The sequence below is a fragment of the Vogesella perlucida genome (assembly GCF_979366545.1).
Genome location: NZ_CEETRO010000083.1, coordinates 1 through 255, shown reverse-complemented (window position 1 = coordinate 255; position 255 = coordinate 1). Strand labels below are relative to the sequence as shown.

Genomic DNA, 255 nt, shown 5'->3' with positions numbered 1-255 from the left:
CGGCTGTGATGTTGGCCGCAGTCAGCACCACGGTCTGGCTTCCACTACCCGTGTTGATTTGCAGTGTATCGCCTGCTTTGGCTTCTGTCGGCAGGGCAATACGCACTGCCAGCGTGGTGGCTGTGCCCATTTCCGAGCCGCTAATCAGCCCGTCATTATTGGTATCGGTGGTGATAGTTACCGTCGGTGCTGGCGGCGCCACGTTATCTATCGTCACGGGCACCGTTGCTGCACTGGTGTTGCCTGCCGCATCAG

Annotated in this window: 1 protein-coding gene; it reads right to left on the bottom strand. The window is 59.2% G+C overall.

What is annotated here, in order from left to right; genetic code table 11:
* Window positions 1-217, bottom strand: a 217-nt coding sequence (locus ACZ9XP_RS18035) for a hypothetical protein (RefSeq protein WP_465188973.1), incomplete at its 3' end; no start/stop codon positions are given.
* Between the last annotated feature and the right edge of the window lie 38 nt (window positions 218-255).